The sequence below is a fragment of the Streptomyces spirodelae genome (genome assembly GCF_017676385.1).
Taxonomy (GTDB): domain Bacteria; phylum Actinomycetota; class Actinomycetes; order Streptomycetales; family Streptomycetaceae; genus Streptomyces; species Streptomyces spirodelae.
In genome coordinates, this window is record NZ_JAFFZN010000004.1 from 92,518 (window position 1) to 109,751 (window position 17,234).

Annotated in this window: 15 protein-coding genes and 1 pseudogene; 7 read left to right on the top strand and 9 right to left on the bottom strand. The window is 71.3% G+C overall.

Annotation, left to right across the window (positions count from 1 at the left end; translation table 11 throughout):
- The first annotated feature begins 213 nt into the window (after positions 1-213).
- Both JW592_RS06250 and JW592_RS06255 read left to right on the top strand, forming a co-directional pair.
- Positions 214-903, top strand: a complete 690-nt coding sequence (locus JW592_RS06250; RefSeq protein WP_209263893.1) for a response regulator — start codon at positions 214-216, stop codon at positions 901-903.
- A gap of 342 nt (positions 904-1,245) precedes the next feature.
- Positions 1,246-1,689 (top strand): annotated as a pseudogene (locus JW592_RS06255) (sensor histidine kinase); the annotation flags it as partial.
- Here JW592_RS06255 and JW592_RS06260 read toward each other — a convergent pair.
- Positions 1,638-2,846: a globin domain-containing protein gene (locus JW592_RS06260; RefSeq protein WP_209263894.1), complete on the bottom strand. Its 1,209-nt coding sequence runs from the start codon at positions 2,844-2,846 to the stop codon at positions 1,638-1,640. The pseudogene JW592_RS06255 and the gene JW592_RS06260 sit on opposite strands and share 52 nt — an antisense overlap.
- A 404-nt stretch (positions 2,847-3,250) precedes the next feature.
- On the opposite strand from JW592_RS06260, the gene JW592_RS06265 reads away from it, so the two are divergent.
- Positions 3,251-4,153, top strand: coding sequence for a hypothetical protein (locus JW592_RS06265; RefSeq protein WP_209263895.1), 903 nt, complete (start codon positions 3,251-3,253; stop codon positions 4,151-4,153).
- 109 nt (positions 4,154-4,262) lie between these two features.
- Here JW592_RS06265 and JW592_RS06270 read toward each other — a convergent pair whose 3' ends face one another.
- Both JW592_RS06270 and JW592_RS06275 read right to left on the bottom strand, forming a co-directional pair.
- The gene (locus JW592_RS06270; protein WP_209263897.1) at positions 4,263-5,321 is read right to left on the bottom strand and encodes a hypothetical protein; all 1,059 of its coding nucleotides are present in this window, start codon (positions 5,319-5,321) and stop codon (positions 4,263-4,265) included.
- A 209-nt stretch (positions 5,322-5,530) separates the two neighbouring features.
- The gene (locus tag JW592_RS06275) at positions 5,531-7,084 is read right to left on the bottom strand and encodes a phytoene desaturase family protein (protein ID WP_209263898.1); all 1,554 of its coding nucleotides are present in this window, start codon (positions 7,082-7,084) and stop codon (positions 5,531-5,533) included.
- A gap of 138 nt (positions 7,085-7,222) precedes the next feature.
- On the opposite strand from JW592_RS06275, the gene JW592_RS06280 reads away from it, so the two are divergent.
- The gene (locus tag JW592_RS06280; protein ID WP_209263899.1) at positions 7,223-8,854 is read left to right on the top strand and encodes a hypothetical protein; all 1,632 of its coding nucleotides are present in this window, start codon (positions 7,223-7,225) and stop codon (positions 8,852-8,854) included.
- Between the two features lie 46 nt (positions 8,855-8,900).
- Here JW592_RS06280 and JW592_RS06285 read toward each other — a convergent pair whose 3' ends face one another.
- From JW592_RS06285 to JW592_RS06295, 3 genes are all read right to left on the bottom strand, one after another.
- A complete protein-coding gene (locus JW592_RS06285; protein ID WP_209263900.1) occupies positions 8,901-9,245 on the bottom strand; it encodes a hypothetical protein in 345 nt (114 codons plus the stop codon).
- 50 nt (positions 9,246-9,295) lie between these two features.
- On the bottom strand, positions 9,296-10,183 hold the full coding sequence (sigJ, locus tag JW592_RS06290; protein WP_209264117.1) for an RNA polymerase sigma factor SigJ: 888 nt from the start codon (positions 10,181-10,183) through the stop codon (positions 9,296-9,298).
- A gap of 224 nt (positions 10,184-10,407) precedes the next feature.
- Complete coding sequence (locus JW592_RS06295) at positions 10,408-10,917, bottom strand: carboxymuconolactone decarboxylase family protein (RefSeq protein ID WP_209263902.1); 510 nt, start codon at positions 10,915-10,917, stop codon at positions 10,408-10,410.
- Positions 10,918-11,093: 176 nt separating this feature from the next.
- On the opposite strand from JW592_RS06295, the gene JW592_RS06300 reads away from it, so the two are divergent.
- From JW592_RS06300 to JW592_RS06310, 3 genes are all read left to right on the top strand, one after another.
- Positions 11,094-11,903: a helix-turn-helix domain-containing protein gene (locus JW592_RS06300; protein ID WP_209263904.1), complete on the top strand. Its 810-nt coding sequence runs from the start codon at positions 11,094-11,096 to the stop codon at positions 11,901-11,903.
- Positions 11,904-11,913: 10 nt separating this feature from the next.
- Complete coding sequence (locus tag JW592_RS06305) at positions 11,914-12,321, top strand: VOC family protein (protein WP_209263906.1); 408 nt, start codon at positions 11,914-11,916, stop codon at positions 12,319-12,321.
- Positions 12,322-12,450: 129 nt separating this feature from the next.
- The gene (locus tag JW592_RS06310; protein WP_209263907.1) at positions 12,451-13,524 is read left to right on the top strand and encodes a LacI family DNA-binding transcriptional regulator; all 1,074 of its coding nucleotides are present in this window, start codon (positions 12,451-12,453) and stop codon (positions 13,522-13,524) included.
- 3 nt (positions 13,525-13,527) lie between these two features.
- On the opposite strand, the gene JW592_RS06315 is transcribed toward JW592_RS06310, so the two are convergent.
- The 3 genes from JW592_RS06315 to JW592_RS06325 are packed head-to-tail and all read right to left on the bottom strand — an operon-like array spanning position 13,528 to position 17,183.
- Positions 13,528-14,238 (bottom strand): sulfite exporter TauE/SafE family protein, encoded by a 711-nt coding sequence (locus tag JW592_RS06315; protein ID WP_209263908.1) that lies wholly within the window; start codon positions 14,236-14,238, stop codon positions 13,528-13,530.
- Positions 14,235-15,767 carry an amidohydrolase family protein gene (locus tag JW592_RS06320; RefSeq protein ID WP_209263909.1) on the bottom strand — a complete coding sequence of 511 codons (1,533 nt, stop codon included), beginning with the start codon at positions 15,765-15,767 and terminating at the stop codon, positions 14,235-14,237. Before JW592_RS06320 ends, JW592_RS06315 begins: the two co-directional genes overlap by 4 nt.
- A 60-nt stretch (positions 15,768-15,827) precedes the next feature.
- Positions 15,828-17,183, bottom strand: a complete 1,356-nt coding sequence (locus JW592_RS06325) for a uracil-xanthine permease family protein (protein WP_209263910.1) — start codon at positions 17,181-17,183, stop codon at positions 15,828-15,830.
- Positions 17,184-17,234 lie beyond the last annotated feature (51 nt).

Sequence of the window (17,234 nt, forward strand, 5' to 3'; positions counted from 1 at the left end):
ACCAGGGACCATTGGGCCTTGCCGCAGGGCGACCGGCCCTGAGCGGGAGAGAGGGAGCGGCGCTGCCGCCGCTTGCGGGGGTGCCGCACGGCGGTTGGGGCCGAGCGGCCCTGTCCCTTCGCCCCTGCGGAGGGCACGATCACTGGGTGGACCGACCCGGCAGGACAGGCCCGGGACGGTGGTGCGGAAGATGGACGACGAGGGAGTATTCCGATGGCGGAAAGTGAGCAGCCCGGCAGGGTGGACCCGATCCGGGTCTTCCTTCTGGATGACCACGAGGTGGTCCGGCGCGGGGTGCACGACCTCCTCGGCGACGAACGGGACATCACCGTGGTCGGTGAGGCATCCACCGCCGAGCAGGCGCTTGTCCGCGTGCCCGCGCTCCGCCCGCAGGTCGCTGTGCTGGATGTGCGGCTGCCCGACGGCGACGGGGTGAGCGTCTGCCGCGAGTTGCGCTCGCGGATGCCGGAGCTGGCCTGCCTGATGCTGACCTCCTTCGACGACGAGGAGGCCCTGCTGGACTCGATCATGGCGGGCGCTTCGGGCTATGTGCTCAAGCAGATCCAGGGCTCCGACCTCGTCTCCGCGGTGCGTACGGTGGCCGCCGGCCAGTCGCTGCTGGACCCGAGCGCCACCACCAAGCTGATGAGCCGGCTGCGCGGCGGCAACCAGCAGGAGGAGCCGGAGGCGCTGTCGGGGCTGAGCGACCGGGAGCGGGAGATCCTGACGCTGATCGGCGAGGGACTGACCAACCGGCAGATCGGTCAGCGGCTCTTCCTCGCCGAGAAGACGGTCAAGAACCACATCTCCCGGCTGCTGGCCAAGCTGGGCGTGGAGCGGCGCATCCAGGCAGCCGTGATCGCCACCCAGGCCCAGGACCGGCTCAAACACGGCGGACGCTGAAGACCACGGGGCCCGTCGAAGCCGTTCCGGGTCGGTCGGTGCCCGCCCGGCCCGCCGGCGGCCCCGCCGGCCCGAGCGGCCCCGTCGGCCCGCGACCGCCGGACAAGACTCCCTACCCCGGTCATTCCTCGCGCCGTTCCGGTGCCGCCCCAGCCGGAGACGGAACGCTGTCGGTACGCGCTCGTCACGGCAGCGCCGGTCACCAGCCCCGACATCTCCAAGGACGAGCGCGGCGAGCGGGGAGCGCCCGCGGCGGAGGGCGAGAGACGGATCTCGCCCGGGCCTGCCCGCTTCACCGGGCTCGGCCCCGCGGTCGCCGTCCCCATCCGCACCGACGGCACCCGGGCGGTACGGGTGCTCGACGAGGCGGCGCCGGTCCTCGGCTTCCCTCCGAGCATGCGGATGGACGGCCTGCTGGATACACATGTGCACAAGGAGACCGCCGACCATGTGATCGCGGTGCTCTCCGAAGCGCTGACCAACATCGCCCGTCACTCCGGGGCCGACCGTGCCGAGGTGGTGCTGGAGACCGACGGGCAGGACGTCCGGCTCACGGTCCGCGACAACGGCCGGGGCATCCCCGCCGGGGGCCGCCGCAGCGGCTTGCGGAACATGGCCGAACGTGCCGAGCAGTTGGGCGGCGGACTGCAGATCGGCGCTCAGCCCGGCGGCGGCACCACAGTGGTGTGGAGCGCGCCGGTGGGCGAGGGATGGCCGGACGCCTCGCGCCGTCGTCAGCCCCGGGCCGCGTCCGGCAGCCACAGATCCGGGCCGAACACCTCGTAGTGGATACGGTGTGGGGGAATCCCCCGGTCCAGCAACTGGGCGCGGACGGTACGCATGAAGGGCAGCGGTCCGCACAGGTAGGCGGTGGCGTCCTCCGGTACGGCGACAGCGCCGAGGTCCATCAGGCCGGTGCGGGCCCCCGGTTCGGCGGTCCCGGGCCGCTCGTACCAGAACACCGCTTCCCCGTGCGGCAGTCGGGCCGTCAGCTCGCGGGTCTCGGGGCGCAGGGCGTGCTCCGCCGGGCAGATGTCCGCGTGCAGCACCTGCACGGGACGGGGTGAGCGGATCGCGGCGAGACGGGCGAGCATCCCGACCATGGGGGTGCAGCCGATGCCCGCCGAGGCGAGGATCAGCGGGTTGTCGGCGTCGTCCAGGACGACATCGCCGAAGGGCGCGGAGACGGTCAGCACGTCCCCGGCGCGCACCGTCTCGTACAGCAGGTTCGACACCTCGCCGTCGGGCGCCCCCTCCGTTCCGGCGACGCGCTTGACGGTGATACGGCGCACCTCGCCACCGGGGTCGGAGGACAGGCTGTACTGGCGCGACTGGTGCACACCGTCCGGCATCAGCGTCTTGACGCTGACGTACTGCCCGGCCCGTGCCGCCGGGGCGGGGCGGCCGTCGGCGGGGTGCAGCAGGAAGGACACCACGTCGGCTGTCTCCACGCGGCGGTCGACGACCGTCCAAGGCCGCCAGATTTCGCCGGGTTCGAGACCTGCCTGCTGGTAGAGGCGGGCCTCCCGGGCGATGAGGGCCCCGGCCATCAGCCAGTAGACCTCGTCCCAGGCTGCGGCCACCTCGGGGGTGAGGGCGTCGCCGAGCACCTCGGCGATGGCCCCGAACAGATACTTGTGCACCAGCGTGTACTGGTCGTCGGTGACGCCCACTGCGGTGTGCTTGTGGGCGATCCGCGCCAGCAGCGCGTCGGGGAAGGCGTCCGGCTCGTCGAGCAGTGCGCGGGCGAAGCCGGCTATCGATCCGGCCAGGGCCTTCCGCTGGCCTCCGTCGGCCTGATTGCCGCGGTTGAACAGCCCGTCCAGCAGCTCGGGCCGGTCGCGGAACATCGTGTCGTAGAAGCGGGCCGTGATCTCGTCGAGCGCCCCGGATACGGCGGGCAGGGTGGCCCGGACCAGGGCGGCGGACTCTTCGGACAGCATGGGACCTCTCAAACCGGTGGAGACGGGCTGGGGTGCGGCCTGCGGCCTGGGGCCTGGGCGCGGAACCGGGCGCCGAGCGGGGCCCAGGCGGCAGGCCCGGATCCTGTATAGCAAGCAGAATCAGGGACTCTGCCCGTTTTGCCCGACCAGCGGAGTGGTGAGGGACCAGTGACCCGGCGATACAGGTCTCTGGTACCGCCGTGACCGCTGAAGTCAGGGCCTGACGGCCGCCACACCAGGGCCGTTCGGCCCTGGGCTCACCGCTCGGCGTACGCGGCCTCGCACAGGCACGCGGGCCCGCCGGTCCGTGCCCTCCCGCGCAGGCCCGCGCATCGGCTCGCTGTGGGCTCGGCGCGCAAGGAAATCCCTTGCCCGGACACGGATCTTCATGCTGACACTGGCCCATGACCAGGGCGACAAGGGAACTGCTGCCGGCGGGCGGCCTCGCCCTGGCCGTACCCGACGACCGGCCGGGCCCGCCCCCGCTGCGCTTCGAGCGGGTCACCGGTCGCCAGTGGGTCCTCCGGCAGGGCGAACGGCCGCTGATCCAGGCCCGGTCACAGGGCGAGGGCTGCTGCCGCGATCTGAGCATGCACCGGCTGCCCGGCCACCGCTCCCCGCTACCGCGCCTGACCGCCGCGATGATGCGAGCCGGGGGCAACTGGCCCCACCGGTACGCGCGCTGGCTCGAGGAAACCGAGCACGGCCCGCTGCACCACGGCCGCTGGCGGCTGACCACGCGCACCACGTTCGCGCCCGGCATCTGGAGCTGCGACCTCGTCCAGGACTGGCCGCACGCCACCATCGGACTGCTCTGCGGAGGCGGCTGGCACGGCGTGCTGCCGCTGCGGCCGCTTCCGGCACCGGGCGCTCCCCGCGTGAAGGCGTACCGCAAGCACGCCCGCGAGGGCATCCTGGCGCCCGTCCTGCTGTGGTGGGTGTCCTTCCTGGACGGATGGCTGCTCCTCGACGGCCACGACCGGGCCGCCGCCGCACTGGCGGAGGGCATGCAACCGCCCTGCGTCGAACTGGTCCGACTGCCGGACGAGGCCGACTGGCGCGCGACCGCCGAGGAGATCACCGCCGCGCACGAGGAACGCCTGGCGCGACTGGCCGCGCACCCCGGCGACCCGCACACCGCACACCGGTGGGAGACGCTGGAGCGGGGCTACGGCGACGTGATCTCCACCCTGCCCTACGACGCGGACACCACCCCCGTGTTCGAGCCCGGCCACGGCGCTGCCGCAGCCTGCGGCGGACAGTCGGGGGCAGCCCCTACCCGGCAGGACCCGCCGGACGCGCCCTGAGGACCCGCATGGACCTGGCAGGCCCAGAGGGTGAGGGTGTGGGGGGTAGGTGTCGCGGAGGTCCGCAAGACGGAGTGACACCCTTGGCCCCGGACGGGTACCCGCTTCCTCAGGTTGCTCGCTCGCGGAGCTGGACGAGCCGCTGATGCAGGACCGTGAGGGCCGTGTGTGCGGGAGGGAGGGTGAGGGCACCGGTCAGGAGCAGGGCGACGGCGATCGGGGCCAGAAGCCCGGCGACGTACGCGCCGTAGGTGTTGTCGGGGCCCCACTCCAGGAAGAGCGAGACGGTACGCGAGCGCAGCGGCCGGGCGGCGAGGTGGAGCAGCACGTACATGCCGACGGTGAGCACGCCCAGCGGCAGTGTGACAGCCACCGTGCGCAGCCAGCCGGCCGCACGCGCCCACACCAGCGACCAGGAGCGGCGCAGCGCCGCAAAGGGCGGGAGACCTTCGAGTGCCGCGGCGGCCGGGGCCAGTGCCCAGCTGAACCGGAGTACCAACGTGATGACCAGACCCAGCAAGGGCGGTCCGTAGCGCAGCAGAGCGAACCCGTTGGGATACTGCCACTTCGGAACGATGACGGTGTGCTCCCGGAACATGGTGGTCGTGAAGTACTGCTCCACCAGGACCCCGGCCACCAGCGGAGCCCACACGCACACGCCGCGCAGCAGGTACACGCCCAGCACCGCGCGGAAGCGAGCACGGGGACGGGCGATCGACCGGCCGCCGGACTGCGTGCGGAGGCCGCCTCCCGGCTCGGCCGACGCCGCACGGGCGGACGCGGTCTGGAGTGCCGCGCAGCCCAGGTGCAGCAGCAGTATCAACAACGGCAGACCGGCAAGGGCGATGAGCCACAGCTCATCGACCAGGCTCCCGTCGGGGGCGAACGAGTCCTCCATCTGCCGGGCCACGGCCGCGTCGCTGCGTATCTGGGCGAAGACAGGCCAGGCGACCAGGAACGCCACGGTTGTGACCAGCAGCCCACCCAGCGCTGCCAGCCCGGTCACGCATGCCGTCTGCCGCAGCAGGTGCCGCCTGTTGCGGCGCAGGACGGTGAACGTCGTACGGACGATTCCGCGTTGGGCCGACTCGTACTCACCAATCGGCCGTTCCGCACATGTTGCCGTTCCTCTCGCGCCGTCATCGTCGTCCACCGTCCCGTTGGTCACGTCGACCGCCTCCTGCTGTCCGTATGCGCTGCCCGATGGCCAGGATCAGCGTTCGAGTGATGTGATGACGGTGAGCGGCCACTGGTTCTCCGGTGGGGGCGGGAATTCCGCACAGGAACGCGTCGCTCGCCCGGACGGCAACACCCTGTCGGCCCCCGGTGCGTGCGCACCGATCCGGCCCGGTCACACCGGCCCGCCACACCGGACCGTCAGTGGCCCAGTACGGCCATGGCCGCGTTGTGGCCCGGGATGCCGCTGACGCCACCGCCGCGTACGGCGCCAGCCCCGCAGAGCAGGACGTTGGCGTGCCGGGTCTCCACGCCCCAGCGTCCTGTGCCCTCCTGAGTGTGGGGGAAGGCGAGGTCGCGGTGGAAGATGTTGCCGCCGGGCAGCCCCAGCTCGCGTTCCAGATCGAGCGGGGTCTTCGCCTCGATACAGGGCCTGCCGTCGGCGTCGGTGGCCAGACAGTCCGCGAGCGGTTCGGCGAGGTGGGCGTCGAGCTGGGCCAGGGTCGAGGCCAGCAGAGCGTCGCGCACGGCGTCGTTGTCGTGGCTGAAGAGTCCAGCCGGGGTGTGCAGACCGAAGAGGGTGAGGGTGTGGTGGCCCTGTTCGGCGAGTTCCGGTCCGAGGATGGTGGGGTCGGTGAGCGAGTGGCAGTAGATCTCGGAGGGCGGCGCGGCGGGCAGTCGCCCGGCGGCGGCATCGGCGTACGCGGCGGCGAGCTGCTGGTAGCCCTCGGCGATGTGGAAGGTGCCCGCGAACGCCTCTCGCGGATCGACGGCCGGGTCGCGGAGCCGGGGCAGCCGCTTCAGCAGCATGTTGACCTTGAGCTGGGCGCCCTCGGCGGGCGGGGGCGGCTCCTCGCCCAGCAGCCCTGCGAGCTCCCGGGGCGAAGCGCCGACCAGGACGTGGCGGGCGGCGACGGTGCCTTCGGATTCCGCCGTCCGGTACGTCACCTCGGCGTGCTCCCGGCCGTCGGTCTCGACGCGGGTCACCTGGTGGCCCGTGACGATCTCGGCGCCCGCCGACCGCGCGGCGTCGGCCAGCGCGTCGGTGAACGCGCCCATACCGCCGACGGGCACGTCCCAGTCTCCGGTCCCGTTGCCGATCACGTGGTAGAGGAAGCAGCGGTTCTGTTTGAGGGACGGGTCGTGGGCGTCGGCGAAGGTGCCGATGAGGCCGTCCGTGAGGACGACACCGCGGACCAGATCGTCCCTGAAGTGCGCCTCGATCGCAGCGCCGACAGGTTCTTCGAACAGCATCTGCCAGGCCGCGTCGTCGTCGACGCGGCGGCGCAGTTCGTCCCGGGTGGGCAGCGGTTCCGTCAGAGTCGGAAAAACGCGTTCGGCCACTCGCTGTGTCATCCCGTAGAAGGCTTCCCACGTGCTGTACTCGGCGTTGCCGCCGGTGAGCCGTTCGAACGATTCCCTCGTACGGTCGGGACCGCCCCCGACGAGCAGCCCTGTCGCGCGGCCGTCGCGGTGGGCCGGGGTGTACGAGGACACCGTGCGCTTGCGGAGGGTGAACTTCAGCCCCAGTTCCCGGACGACCTTCTGCGGGAGCAGGCTCACGAGGTACGAGTAGCGGGACAGGCGGGCGTCCACCCCGGCGAAGGGGCGAGTGGAGACGGCGGCGCCGCCCGTGGTGTCGAGACGTTCCAGCACCAGCACGGTGCGGCCGGCCCTGGCCAGGTAGGCGGCGGCGACCAGACCGTTGTGGCCGCCGCCGACGATGACGGCGTCGTATCGCTCGTGTGCGGGCATGCGTTCTTCCTAGCACGCGCTGGTACGCGGGCACCGCCGAAACACGTGCTGGCGGCGTGACACCGCCGAAACACGTACTCACAGCGCGAGTTGCCGCACGGAGGCCATTCTGTCGGTGGGTCCCGCCATGATGTTCGGGTGACGGATTCAGGTGGGGACTCGCTGGACCAGGACGAGCTCGTGATCCTTGTGCACGGCACCTTCGCCGGCGACAAGGACGGCAACGATGAGGGGCCGCGCTGGTGGCAGCGCGGCAGCGACACATGGAGGTGGCTGGAGAACAACCTCCCGGCAGGGGTGAGCCTTCCACACAGCGGCAGGCTGTTCCACTGGAGCGGTGCGAACACCCAGTCGGCGCGGCTGTCCGCCTCCATGGAACTGTTGGCGCTCCTCGTCGATCTGGAACGGAAAGGCCGCCCGTATCACCTGGTCGGGCACAGCCACGGTGGCTCGGTCATCTGGGAAGCCCTCCTGACCAGCCACGTCCTGCGGCGCGGAGGAACGCTGGCCGCCCACCTGTACCACCCCTTGGTGCGGCGAGGCGTCGTCACCGGTGACGCATCCGGCACCGAGGTTACGGGGAGCCGCTTCCTCGCCAAGAGATACCGGGAAGTGCGCCAGGAGCTGGAGCTCGGCCGCCTGCGGAGCTGGACGACGATTGGAACCCCCTTCCTGTGCCATCTGCCGCAGGGCGGTCTGCTGGCAACAGGGTGGCGTGAGGGGGAGTTCTCCTTGGCGGACGCGGTAAGTCCCCGGGACGTCAAGGCCCCGCGCTGGACGATGCTGCTCATGCTCGTCTACATGCTGCTGGTGTTCTTCCCGAGCATGGTGTTGTCGCTCGCCTTCTCGTGGTTCGAGCTCTCGTGGATCATCCGCCTGGTATGGCTGCTCCTGGCAGCCGCGGGGCTGAAGTACGCATTCAGGGTCGCTACTCGGGGAGAACTCGCCCATGCGCTGATGATCCGTGCCAGGCTCGCCCGGTCCGCTTTCGCACGCTTCCACTCACGGTGGCTGGGCCTGTACGCGGCAACGGACGAAGCCATCAGCGGACTACGTACGCTGTGCCCGCCCGACGCCCCCGGATACTCCCAGTTCTTCGTACCGGCCGCACAGCGCGAGGTGCCGCGGAAGCCGGCCGGCGTGTGGCCGCGCGTGCCCACGCTGCTGCGATTGAACGCTCCGCTGAAGGACATCGCGCTCGCTCCGCAAGCCTCGATGGGATACGGGTACTACTACCCCGGTTCCACTCCGACCGATGGCGCCTATGGCCTCATCAACAAATGGCTCATGCCGAGCGTCAACGCGGCGCTGGCCAAACGGCTGCTGCGCACCGGCCAGGGGTGCGATGTCCCGTACACCGATCTCGTCCACGTCTCGACGTGGCCCCTGCCCCTCGACGGGGGTGCCACCGGACTGCCGGACCGCGTCAACAAGGCACTGGAGACCAACGCCATGGCCCACGCGGGGTTGCTGGGCCTGGAGATACGTCAGATGATCGCCCGCGCGGCCATGAACGGCAACCGGCTGACGGGAGTCGTCTCCGGCCGGCAGCCGCAGATCTCCACCAAGGCGCTGGTGCACACGTCGTACTTCGACGATCAGGACGTGCTGCGCATGATCCGCCACCACATAGCCACTTCCAGCCAGACCTGCCGGACAGAAGCAGCCGGAGCGGACGCGGCGTCAGACGTCCGGGAGTGGATAGCCGCAGCACGGGAGCGCGTGGCGGGCGAGGCGACGCAGGGAGGCGGCCGGAGCCTCCCACGTTGACTCGCTTCTTGTTCACACGGGCCAACCGGTCTGAGCGGGTGCGCGATCACCGGTCGATCTCCCGGCGCAGGCCGCCTTCGTCGTCGTACAGTTCGAGTCCGAAGCTGAGCCCGAACCCTGAGAGCAGTGCCGCCAGGGTGTCGAACCAGACCGGGGCGATGACGCCGTGCAGGAGGATGGCTGGCCCCCCAACAGGAACGAGGTCGACTTGGCACCAGTTGGTTTCGACTTCATACGCAACCGAGGAAGACGCCCGGGACCTCCAGCCGGTGCGAGCGAACCACTCGGCCACATCGGAGGCGTTCAGGCGGCCCCGCAGCACGCCGTACAGATTGTTGTCGGCCGCGCGCCAGTTGGGGGTGAGGCCCCACCCGTCGTCCGGGGATTTCACCCTCGCATTCTGGTGCACGTGGGCGGCGTGCGGCGTCTTGGAGTGAACGGTCAGAGGGTCGGGTCGGGGAGGGGGAGGGCGAGGAGGCGTTCGGGGTCGGAGAGGATGTCGATCGCGACGATCTTCTCGCCGCTTACGGTGAAGCTGATGACCGAGAACAGCTCGCCGTCCACGGTGTTGATCAGTCCGGCCGTGCCGTTGACGAGCGCGGGGCGGCTGGTGGAGGTGGTGGCCATGCGCTGGAAGGTGGCGGCCTGACCGGCCACCGACTCGATGCCGCGCAGGACCCTCATGCCGCCGGGCAGCGCCTTTCCACCGTCGGCGCGCAGTACGACTTCAGGGTGCAGTACGGCTACCAGGGCATCGAAGTCGCCGTCGCGCGCGGCGGTGAGGAAGGCGTCGACGGCCCGGCGCTGCGCGACCGGGTCGGGGTCGGGTTCGGGGGCCGCGCCCCGGACCCGCTGCCGGGCGCGGCTGGCCAGCTTGCGGGCGGCGGCCGGTGTGCGGTCGACGACCGGGGCGATCTCCTCGAACGGCAGGCCGAACATGTCGTGCAGGACGAAGGCCAGCCGTTCCGGCGGGTTGAGGGATTCCAGTACGACGAGCAGGGCCAGCCCGACCGAGTCGGTGATGAGGGCCTGATGTTCGGGATCGGTGACCTGCTCGCTGACGACCGGGTCCGGCAGGCGGGACTCCAGTGGGTCCTCGCGGCGTTGTGTGCGTGAGCGCAGCATGTCGAGGCATATCCGGCCCACGACCGTGGTCAGCCAGCCACCGAGATTGCCGATGTCGCCCGTCCCGGTCCTGGCGAGCCTCAGCCACGCCTCCTGTACGGCGTCGTCTGCCTCGGCCAGGGAGCCGAGCATGCGGTACGCCACCGCTCTGAGGTGGGCGCGGTGCTCTTCGAACCGCTCGGTCAGGAAGTCTCGCTCGTTCATCATCGTCCTGTGGGTCGTTCCGTGGTTGCTGTCGTCGCCGACGTCCGTGCTCTCACTCTCACCGCACTGACGAATCGGACGCCGACGATGTGACCACCCCCACAACTGCGGGCGCCGAATGGTCGCGGAGCCGTCGGCTCGCCGTCCCGTCCGCTGATCCGGCCGGGGCCCGAGGGCTCGCGTCGAGGCCCCGGCCGGATCAGCCTGGTGTCACACGGCCGCGCTCACTCCCACGGGTCGGTGAACGACCGTCCCGGGACAGGCTTGGCGATGAGTGCGATGGGCGTGAAGAAGTTGACCTGCCCGATGGCGATGGTCAAGGTGGCGAGCGCCTTGTCGTCGTAGTGCTCGGACACCTGGGCGTACAACTCGTCGGGCACCCGCTCGCTGTGCGGCGCGGACGGTCGCAGAACCGCCTCCACCAGAGCCAGCGCGGCCCGCTCGGCGCTGGTGAAACACGGCGCGTCCTGCCAGGACGCCACCGCGGTGATGCGCTCCTCCGATTCCCCCGCACTGCGGAGGAACCCCGTGTGCAGAACGGTCAGATAGGTGTTGCCGGCGATCTGACCGGCGCGCAGCTGGACGAGACTGATCGTGGCCCGTGGTATCGAGCGGTTCCCGGTGGCTTTGAACAGCGCCGCCGACACCTCCGCCAGTTCGGGGACCAGCTCAGCGGGGTCCTGCCGCATCCGCGGCCCCTTCGGTACCTCGGCTGTGATCGGGCGTGCTTCCATCGTCGTCTCCTCTTCGGGCTTCATATCGCTGACACCGCCATGACGGACCGGAGCCGCGGAATGTGACCGATCCACGGAACTCAGGACCCGGGGGGAGGGCAGAGGAGCGCGAACGAGCATGGCTCAGGACCGTCCGTCGAGGCACAACTCAGGCGCAAGTGATGCACAATGCCCAGGTGAGACCACGTGAGGCAGCCGGCGCGGCAGGTATCGGCGTCGTTGCCGCCAGCGAGCACATCGGCCGGCCCCGCTCGCACCGGGCTCTGCCGGCCCTCTCGGCGCGTCTGGTCGTCAGCCTCGGGCCACCCATGGACATCCGGTACGGCGGGCACGCCCGGAGCACGCAGGCCGTGATCGCCGGGATGATGCGACCCGGCGTGGCCACTCCGTCCCTCACCCTGCGGCCCAGCCAGCCGATCGTCTACGTCGAACTGTCGCCCGTGGCCGCCCAGCGTCTGGTCGGCGTACCACTGAGCGAAGTGGATGCGGGCGGAGTGGACGCCGATGCACTCCTGCCATGGGTGAGTCGGCTGAGCGAGGAACTGGCCGACCACCCGGCGTCCCAGCGCGAGGCGCTCATGCGGCTCCGGCTCCTCGAAAAGCTGGAGCGTGTGGAGGGAACTGCTCAGCGCTGCGGGTCACGGGACGCCTTCGAGGCGCTGAAGATCATCGAAGTCGGCGGTGGGCAGGTGTCCGTCGAGGAGCTGGCCCGGCGGGTCCACCTGAGCCCGCGCCGCTTGCGGCAGGTGATGCGGAGCGAACTCGGCATCGGGCCGAAGTTCGCCTCGCGCGTCGCGCGGCTGGCCGCCGCCGTCCGCCGCGTCGGCGACGGGGCCGATTCCTGGACCCGGATCGCGGCCGAAAGCGCCTACCACGACCAGAGCCACCTCGTGCATGACTTCCGTGACCTGATGTGCACGACACCGACCGCGTGGCTGGCGGAGGAGGGCCGAAATCTACAAGGCCGGAGACACCCGGCGCCGTAAAACTTGAGGCATGACCACGGAACTCCACCCCAAGTTGCTCGTGTCCGACGCCGACGCCGCGATCGATTTCTACGCCAAGGCTCTGGGAGCCACCGTGACCCTGCGGGTGGCCGACGACGCGGGAGTCGTGAACCATGCCGAACTCACCCTGGGCTCAGCGGTTCTCGCGCTGGCCCAGAGCGTGCACGAGTGGGGCTGGCACGACCCCGTTTCGGTCGGCGGCTCGCCCGTTCTGATCACCGCCGGTGTCGCCGACCCGGACGGGACGGCGGAGCGCATGGTGCAGCTGGGCGGCGAGCTGGTGATCCCGGTCGAGGACCGCCCGTACGGCAAGCGGCAAGGCAGGGTGCGGGACCCGTTCGGCCACCTGTGGGTGATCAGCGGCCCTCTTCGGGGGGACACCCAACAGCCCGCCTGAGATGGTGGCTGGACGCCTCGGGCCTCGCGCGAGGGCCGGACCTTGGGCCAGGCGAGGGTGTCGCCGTGGTCCGAGGTTTCGGGGGAGACTGGTGCCGTACGCAGCAGACTGTGAGGGGTTCACGCACCGATGGCCAGTCCCCGCCGGGGTTCCGCACCGCGCCAGCCGACGATCGCCGATGTCGCGCGGGCCGCTTCCGTCTCCCCTACGACGGTCTCGCACGCGCTCAACGGGCTGGGCAAGGTCGACCCCCGCACGCGGGAGCGTGTCAAGCGGACAGCCGAGGAGCTGGGCTACCGCCCCAACCTGCGGGCCCAGCGGCTGCGCCGGGGTGAGGCCAAGGCGATCGCCCTGCTGTCCTCCATGCCACTGGCGGTGGCCGGGGGGCCTTCCCGCCTCGGCTTCTACATGGAGGTGGCAGCAGCAGCCGCCGAGCACGCGCTGGCCCACGGGTTCGCGCTGGTGCTGCTGCCGCCTGGGGAGAGGGGCGAGGGGCTGCGGACCGTGGACATCGACGGGGCGATCGTCGTGGAGCCGGGAGAGGACGATCCCCTGGTCGCCGAGTTGACCGGGCGCGGACTGCCCTGTGTGGCGCTGGGCCGGCCGGTGCCGGACGCGAGCCACCTGCCGTACGTGGATCTGAACGGCGAGACGGTTGCCGAGCTGCTGCTGGACCACCTCTTCCGGCAGGGCGCCCGGCGTCCCGCCCTCGTCACGGCGGCCGGTGCCCGTTCCTCTGCGGTGGACGCGCGGGCCGCCTACGCCCGCGCCGCCGAACGGTACGGGTGGCCGCCGGTGACCGCCACGGCGGGGGAGTCCGGTGGTGAGCAGGCCGGCTACGAGGCGTGCGCGGCGCTGCTGCACGAACACCCGCGCACCGACGCGCTGTGCGTACTGGTCGACGCCTTCGCCGTGGGTGCGGTGCGAGCGGCCCGGGACAGCGGACGCCGGGTTCCCGACGATGTCATGGTCGTCACCCGGTACGACGGCCTGCGCGCCAGGACCTGCACACCTCCGCTGACCGCCGTCGATCTCCACCTGGAGCAGGCCGCGGCCGACGCGGTCGAGCTGCTGCTGCGGCGGTTGCGGGGGGCTTCCGCCGCCACCCCGCTCCGAGCACCGGACCCCCGCCTCGTGCCACGTGCGTCGTCCAGCCGCAGGCCCGAGGACGCCGACGGTGCCGGGCTCGGAGCCCGGGCATGAGGGTCAGATCCCGAGCATCAGTACCAGCCCCGAGACCAGCGCGAACACCAGTACCGCCAGCCGCAGACGGCGTGCGTCGAGCCGGTGGTGCACGTACCGGCTCAGCGCCGCACCGGCGGCGAGGGCCGGCAGGACCCAGAGCACCGTGCCGAGCCGGTCAGGGGTGCCGCGCCCCGTCGCGAACAGCAGAGCCAGCGAGGCGATCTCGCCGACCAGGAAACAGACGGCGACCGTCGACCGCAGTTCGGACGGCGGCCGGTGCTGGTAGACCAGGGCCAGCGGGGGGCCGCCCACTCCGGTGGCCGTCTCGGTGATCCCGGTGACCAGCCCGGCTCCTAGGTACGCGCCGCGCCCCGGAGCGAACGCCGGGGCAGCCAGGCTGACCAGCGCGGCGAGTACGGTCGCGCCGCCGACGAGGAGCCCCAGGCCGTGCTCAGGAACGGCCGCGAGCAGGAGCAGCCCCGCAGGCGTCGCCGCCAGTCGGGCACCGGTGATCCACCCCGCGCCGCGCAGATCGAGGCTGGACCGCTCCCGCCAGGCCACGTACAGGTTGAGCGGAATCATCGACGCCAGCAGGAAGACCGGGAGCAGCCCCGGGTCCACCAGACCCGCCACCGGCGCCACGATGAGCGCGTAGCCGAGGCCGCTGGCGCCTTGCACGAAGGCGGCCGCTGCCACCGTCAGCCCCAGCAGGAGCAGCAGTTCTCCGCTCATCGGCTGATCCCCGGCACGCCGTGGCTGCCGCCAGGTCCGGCCGCCGTACGGGAGTGCCGCCCGGTTCGCGCGGCGGGCTGCCCGGCCCGCCCGGTGTGCTGCGCCGCTTCCGTGGAGGGTGGGTGGACCCGGACGACCGGTGCCCGCGCCACCACCTCGCGGGCCAGCTCAGCAGCGCGCCTCACCAGTTCCCTGCCGTCCCACGTGAGGGGCCAGCCGTGCCACAGGCGCAGCCGGCCGGCGGTGAAGACCGCGCTGATCTGATCGCGGTTGCCGCGCCGCACCAGCTCCCAGGGCAGGTCGTGGGAGGGACACATCTCGGGGCCCGTGAGATCGAGGAGCAGGAAGTCGGCTGCGGCACCCGCCGCCACCACTCCCGTACGCACTCCGTTGCCCGCTGCGCCGTCATCCAGCCCGACTGCTTCGGCACCCAGCCGGGTGCCGTGGTCGAGCCACGTCCAGCCACCCCCGCACGAGGAGTCTCCGCCGGCCAGTCCGTGGACGAGCCGCTGGGCGGTCTCGGCGGCGTCGAGCAGCCGGAAGGCGTCGCCGCGTGTGCCGTCGCTGCCCAGCCCGAACCGGATACCGCGCTCGGCCATGGAGAGAGCGGGTGCGACGGCGTTCCCCTTCCACGCACTGGCCACGGGGTTGTAACTCACGGCGGTGCCGCTGTCCTGCAGCAGGGTCAGCTCGCGCGGGGTGAGCAAGGTGGCGTGTGCGGCCAGCAGGTGCGGTCCGAGCACGCCCAGACGGTGCAGCTGCTCCAGGGGGCGCAAGCCGTGCCGCACCAGGGAGCGTTCGACTGCGGCGAGGTGTTCGTTGACGTGGATCTGCAGCACCGCTCCCGCTTCGGAAGCCAGCCGGGCCATGGCTGCGAGGGTCTGCTCGGTGGCCGCCTCCGGTATGGAGACCGCCAGCGAGGGGTGGATCAGCGGGTCGCCCGCATAGCGGGCGAGATGTTTCGCCGCTCGGGCTCTGACGTCCTCGGCTGCGCCCGAACCGTCCGACTCGGCACCGGGTTCCGCGTCGTTGCAGATCTGACCGAGCACGCAGCGCAGCCCCGCGTCGCGGGCGGCGGACGCCACCACCTCGACGTCGACCGGGGCGCGGGTCCCGGCGTCGGCCACGGTGGTGAATCCGCCGCGCAGCGCCTCGAGCGAGGCGAGCTTGGCCGCCACGTATGCGGATTCCTCGTCCAGCGCGTTCTCCAAGGGCACCCACACCCGACGGAATATCTCCGACGGTTCACCGAAGGCCAGCGCGGCGCCGAAACTCTGCGTGAGGTGGTGGTGGGCATCGATGAAGCCGGGCAGCAGCGCGGTGCCGGGCAGTCGGACAGCTGTCAGCTGGGGGAAGTCGCGGGTCAGCCGAGCGGCCGGGCCTACGGCGGTGAACTCGGCGCCGTCCACGACGACCGCGTGGTCGTCGGCGGGGCCGTCGGGGAGCAGCACGGTCTCGGGGACGAGGAGCAGGGGGGCGTCGTCGCCGCGCGCGAGGGCGCCGGGTCCGGAAGAGTCCAGGGGGTGCATGGTGTCCTTGTTGTTCGACGTGGACGTTGAGGTGAGTGGGCCGAGCGCAGGTGTGAGTGGTCAGCGGGCGGGGACTTCTCCGACATCCGCCGCAGCGGCAGCTCCGGTGCCGGTTCCGGTGTCAGTACCGGTGGTTGCGGTGGTGCCCGCAGCCGTCGTGGTACGCGTCCGCCAGGGCGTCCGGTGGAAGAGCGCGTGCAGCACGGCAGCGCTGAACGCCCCGACCGCGACGCCGCTCTCCAGCAGAATCCGCAGGTTCGCGGGCAGGTGACCGTAGACGCCGGGCACCAGGATCGGTAGCAGTCCCAGCCCCAACGCGACGGCCACGATGAAGGTGTCAGTGTGGTCGTCCAGCCCGCTGCGCCCGAGCATCTGCACGCCGAGCACCGTGATCACTCCGAAGACGACGAGCGCGGTCCCGCCCACGACCGGTGCGGGAATGGCGTTGACGAGCCAGGCCACCGGCGCGAGGAAGCCGACGGTGATCAGCACGAGGCCCGCCGCGACCGTGACGAAGCGGCTGCGGACGCCGGTGATCCGTACGATGCCGATGTTCTCCCCGCTGGTGACCATCAGCGGAAGCCCGAAGAACCCACCCGCCAGCGAGATGACCGCGTCGCCCCGGATGGTCTTCGGCGCGTCGCGACGGGCGTCCGGCTCCTTGCCGACGGCCTCACTGTTGATCACTGTCTGTCCGGTGGCCTCGGCCATCGAGGCGAGGCTGTAGACCAGCAGTGGCAGGGAGGCGAGCAGATTGAACTGCGGGCTGCCGAACGGCATCAGCTGCGGCGCGTGCAGCAGCGCTCCGTCGTCGGTGGCCTCCAGCTTCACTCGGCCCAGCAGCGCGGCCAGCGCCGTACCGGCCAACAGGCCGAGCAGCACGGAGAGCTGGCGCAGCGTTCCGCGCAACAGCGCGTAGGCGACGACGGTGCAGCCGACCGTGGCCAGGCCGAGCAGCAGGGCAAGCGGCTCACCGAACCCGCTGCTGCCGGGGCGCCCGGTGACCAGCAGTGCGCCGACCTTTACCAGGTTCACGCCGACGATGACGATCATCGTCCCGATGACCAGCGTCGGGAAGAACTTCAGCAGCCGGGAGAAGAGCGGCAGCACCACGAAGTAGAAGACGGCGGTGATCATGACTGCGCCGGTCGCGGTGCGCAGACCGTGCTGGTCGGCGATGGAGAGGAAGAGGATCAGCGGCGCGCCGCCGGGCAGCATCACGAACGGCAGCCGCGCGCCGATGCCCCAGGGGCCCAGCGACTGGAGCAGCGAGCCGAGTCCGGAGAGCACGAACGCGGCGGACAGCAGGTTGGCCGTGAGCGACGGGGACAGCTGCAGCGCTGAGCTGACCAGGAAGACGCTGGAGATCGGTGTGGCAGCCATGACCAGGAAGTGCTGGACACCGAAGAGAAGCATCCGGTGGAGTGGGCGGTAGTCGTCGACGGGATGAGGCTGTCGGCCGTCGGC